Source organism: Microbacterium sp., from assembly GCF_031179285.1.
Lineage (GTDB): Bacteria > Actinomycetota > Actinomycetes > Actinomycetales > Microbacteriaceae > Microbacterium.
On sequence record NZ_JAPSHY010000067.1, the window covers coordinates 1 to 3642 of the forward strand.

The 3642-nt window shown below is 66.6% G+C and carries 4 protein-coding genes; all 4 read left to right on the forward strand.

The genetic code is table 11. The features are described 5' to 3' along the window. Window positions 1-201: 201 nt before the first annotated feature. Window positions 202-1515 carry a sugar ABC transporter substrate-binding protein gene (locus tag RIN18_RS17365; RefSeq protein WP_309105232.1) on the forward strand — a complete coding sequence of 438 codons (1314 nt, stop codon included), beginning with the start codon at window positions 202-204 and terminating at the stop codon, window positions 1513-1515. A gap of 2 nt (window positions 1516-1517) precedes the next feature. Further along, entirely contained in the window at window positions 1518-2444 is a 927-nt protein-coding gene (locus RIN18_RS17370; protein WP_309105233.1) for a sugar ABC transporter permease, read from the forward strand. Further along, complete coding sequence (locus RIN18_RS17375; protein ID WP_309105234.1) at window positions 2441-3337, forward strand: carbohydrate ABC transporter permease; 897 nt, start codon at window positions 2441-2443, stop codon at window positions 3335-3337. The genes RIN18_RS17370 and RIN18_RS17375 overlap by 4 nt, the downstream gene beginning before the upstream one ends. A 161-nt stretch (window positions 3338-3498) precedes the next feature. Next, a partial coding sequence (locus RIN18_RS17700; protein WP_375163548.1) for an AAA family ATPase occupies window positions 3499-3642 on the forward strand: 144 nt, incomplete at its 3' end.

The window sequence follows — 3642 nt, forward strand, 5'->3', positions numbered from 1 at the left end:
CGTCGTGCACGGCGGCGGACCGCACGAGTACTACAACCCGCACACCGGCGAGAAGGCCGAGCGCGCGACGACGGCGTTCGGCTGGTCGGCCGCGCTGTTCCTCGACCTGGCGGTGGCGCTGAGCTGACCGTCTGTGCGGTCGCTGCAGGCATCCGCATGCACTCTGCCTGTATTCAGTATTCATTTCGACGAAGGAGTCTCATGAAGAAGCATCTCGCTCTCGCCTCGGTGGCCGCGCTGGCGGCGGTCGTCCTCACCGGGTGCGCGACCGGTGGCGTGCCAACCGCGGGGAAGGGCACGGCGCTCGACCCCGAAGCGGAACTCGACGGCGAGATCACCGTGTGGTCGTGGGACGTCGGCGCCGTCGCGCTGGAGCGCCTGGCGGCCGAGTTCGAGAAGAAGCACGAAGGCACGACGGTGAGGGTGGTCGACGTCGGTTACGACAACGCGTACGACAAGATGTCGGTGGGGTTCCAGGCCGGTACCGGACTCCCCGACGTCGTCACCATCGAGACGGACGCCGCTCCCGGCTACATCACGCAGTTCCCGAAAGGGATGCTCGACCTGACCCCGGTACTCGGCGACGAGGAGAAGGACTTCGACCCGTTCAAGTGGGCGGCAGGCTCCGACGCCGAGGGCTCGCTGCGCATCGCGCCCTGGGACTCCGGCACCGTGGCGATGTTCTACCGCACCGACATCGTCGATGAGGCGGGCATCGACATCGAGTCGGTGCAGACCTGGGACGAGCTCATCGAGGCGGGCAAGGTCATCAAGGAGAAGACCGGGCATACCCTGATGTCGACCGACGTCGCCGCCGGGGCCGGATTCCAGGCGCGGCTGCAGCAGCTCGGTCAGGGCCTGTTCAACGAGGAGGGTGAGATCACGCTGAACTCCCCCGAGGCCGTGCGCGTACTCACCATGCTCAAGGAGATGAACGAGGCCGGCCTCATCAAGAACGTCACCGGCTGGGATGGCCGGGTCACGTCCGCGAAGGACGGCGATTCTGCGGTGACACCGGAGGCGGTGTGGTGGATCGGCACCTTGCAGGGCGACGCCCCCGAGCACTCCGGGAAGTTCGGTGTGCTGCCCCTGCCGGCGTTCGACGAGGGTGGGGCCCGCACCTCGAACAACGGCGGCTCCGGACTCGCCGTGCCGGCGCAGGCGAAAAACCCGCAGCTCGCGGCGGCGTTCATCGACTTCGTGCTTGCGGATGCCGAGAACCAGGCGTCCATGATGAAGAGCGAGGGCCTGTTCCCCTCCTACCTACCCGCGCTGGAGGACGAGCAGTTCTCCGCGCCGGTGGACTATTTCGGCGGCCAGCCGGTGTACCAGGTCTTCGCCGAGCTCACTGCGGAGATCCCGCCGATCGTCTACACCTCCGACAGCGCTGAGGCGAGCGACATCGTCGCGAACGCCGTCTCGGCCGCGGTGCTGAACGGCGCCGACCCGGCGACGGTCCTGGAGGACGCGGCGAAGCAGCTGGCCACCTCGACCGGCCGGGAGATCGCGGAGTAACCATGCCCGTCGACACCTCGCTCGGGTCGAGCCGCAGGCGGCTCGAGGCCGCCCAGGGGCCGAGCCGCAGGCGGCTCGACCCGGGCAGGGCCGGACGCTGGTTCGTGCTTCCGGCCGCCGCACTGCTCGCCTTCTTCTTCGCCTACCCGCTCGTCGCCTCGTTCTGGCAGAGTCTGTTCCGCACCGAGGCCGGGGTCACGCAGTTCGTCGGATTCGGGCAGTACGCGCGCCTTTTTGCGGACCCGCTGATTGCGAAGAGCCTGTTCAACGCGGGGCTGATCCTGATCGTCCAGGTGCCGCTGATGCTCGCGTTGGCGGTCGGCCTCGCCTACCTGCTGAACCAGTCGTGGCTGCGGTTCCGCTCGGGGTTCCGGCTGCTCACGTTCCTGCCGGCCGTGACGACGCTCGTCGCCTATGCGGTGGTGTTCCGGGTGCTGCTCGCCACCGACGGCGGTGTGGTGAACCAGATGCTCGGATCCGTCGGGATCGCCCCGGTCGACTGGTTGAACAACGAGTGGTGGGCCCGGGTCGCCGTCATCGCTGCCGTGACCTGGCGGTGGACCGGCTACAACATGGTCATCATCCTGGCCGGGCTGCAGTCGATCCCCGCCGAGCTGTACGAGGCGGCCAAGATCGATGGGGCCGGGCGATGGCAGACCTTCCGGCACATCGTGTTGCCGCAGCTGCGACCGGTGCTCATCTTCACCGGCATCACGTCGACGATCGGGGCGCTGCAGCTCTTCGATGAGAACTTCATCCTCACCGGCGGAGGCCCCAGCGACGCCACGCTCACTCCGGTGCTCTACCTCTACAAGGTGGGATTCCGGCAGTTCGACTTCGGCTATGCATCCGCCATCGCCTGGATGCTGGTCCTGCTCACCGCGATCATCGCGATCGTGCAGTTCCGGGTCATGAGGGAGAAGCGATGACCGACCTCGCCACCCGCACCATCGTCACATCCGGACGCGACCCGCGCAGCCTGGGGGCGGGGGAGCGCGGCATCCGATCGGGGATCTGGAAGCTGCCGCTGTACCTGCTGCTGATCGTTGCCTCGGCGGTGTCGATCGTCCCGTTCCTATGGATGGTCATCGCGTCGACGCATCCGACCTCCGAGCTGTTCGGCACACCGCTGCCGGTGCTGCCCGGCGGAGACCTCTGGGTCAACCTTGCCCGGCTCGAGGAGAGCATCGGCTTCAGCCGGGTGATGCTCAACAGTCTGGTCATCGCGGCGATCTACACGGTGTTCAGCTCGATCGTCAGCATCATGGCCGGCTACGGTCTCGCCACCTACCGGTTCCGCGGCCGCGGCGTCCTGCTCGGCGTCGTGCTCGTGACCATGATGATCCCGATGCAGGTGCTGCTCGTGCCGCTGTTCCAGATCATGGCGGGCATGGGGTGGATCGACACCTACCAGGCCGTCATCCTGCCTTTCCTCGCGAACGCGTTCGGCATCTTCCTGATGCGGCAGGGCTTCCTGGACTTTCCGCCCAGTCTCATCGAAGCGGCGCGCATCGACGGCGCCAACGAGGTGCGCACGTTCTACCGGATCGTGCTGCCCGTCGCGAAGCCGCAGATTGCGGCGCTTGTTATCTACACGTTCATCAGCCAGTGGAACTCGTTCATCTGGCCGCTGCTCATGCTCAGCACCGAGGAGAACTACACCGTGCCGGTCGCGCTGAACACCATGATCGGCATGAGCCGCGTGGACTACTCGGGCCTCATGCTCGGATCGCTGCTCGCGACCCTTCCACTCATGCTGCTGTTCCTGGTGTTCCAGAAGCAGTTCGTGTCCGGCCTGCTCGGCGGAGCCGTGAAGGGGTGAGGGACAGGTGGGCGTGGAAGGTCCCGTCGGTGGTGAAACGGCGAGTGGAGTATGGCTGAACGGCGAGCCATATGTGGTGAAACGGCGAGAGCATGGAGGTGAGACGGCGAGCGCTTCGCTAGCATGGATGTGTGTCTGATGCATCGCTTGTCCCGCGACTCGTGCGCCCGCGCCTGGGGCAAGCGCTTGCGGACACGCGGATAGTCGTCGTCCAGGGTGCACGGCAGGTCGGCAAGTCCACGCTTGCCGAGCAGGTTCTGAAAGGCCGTGGTGGGGTTTCGGTCACGCTGGATGACCCTGCATCG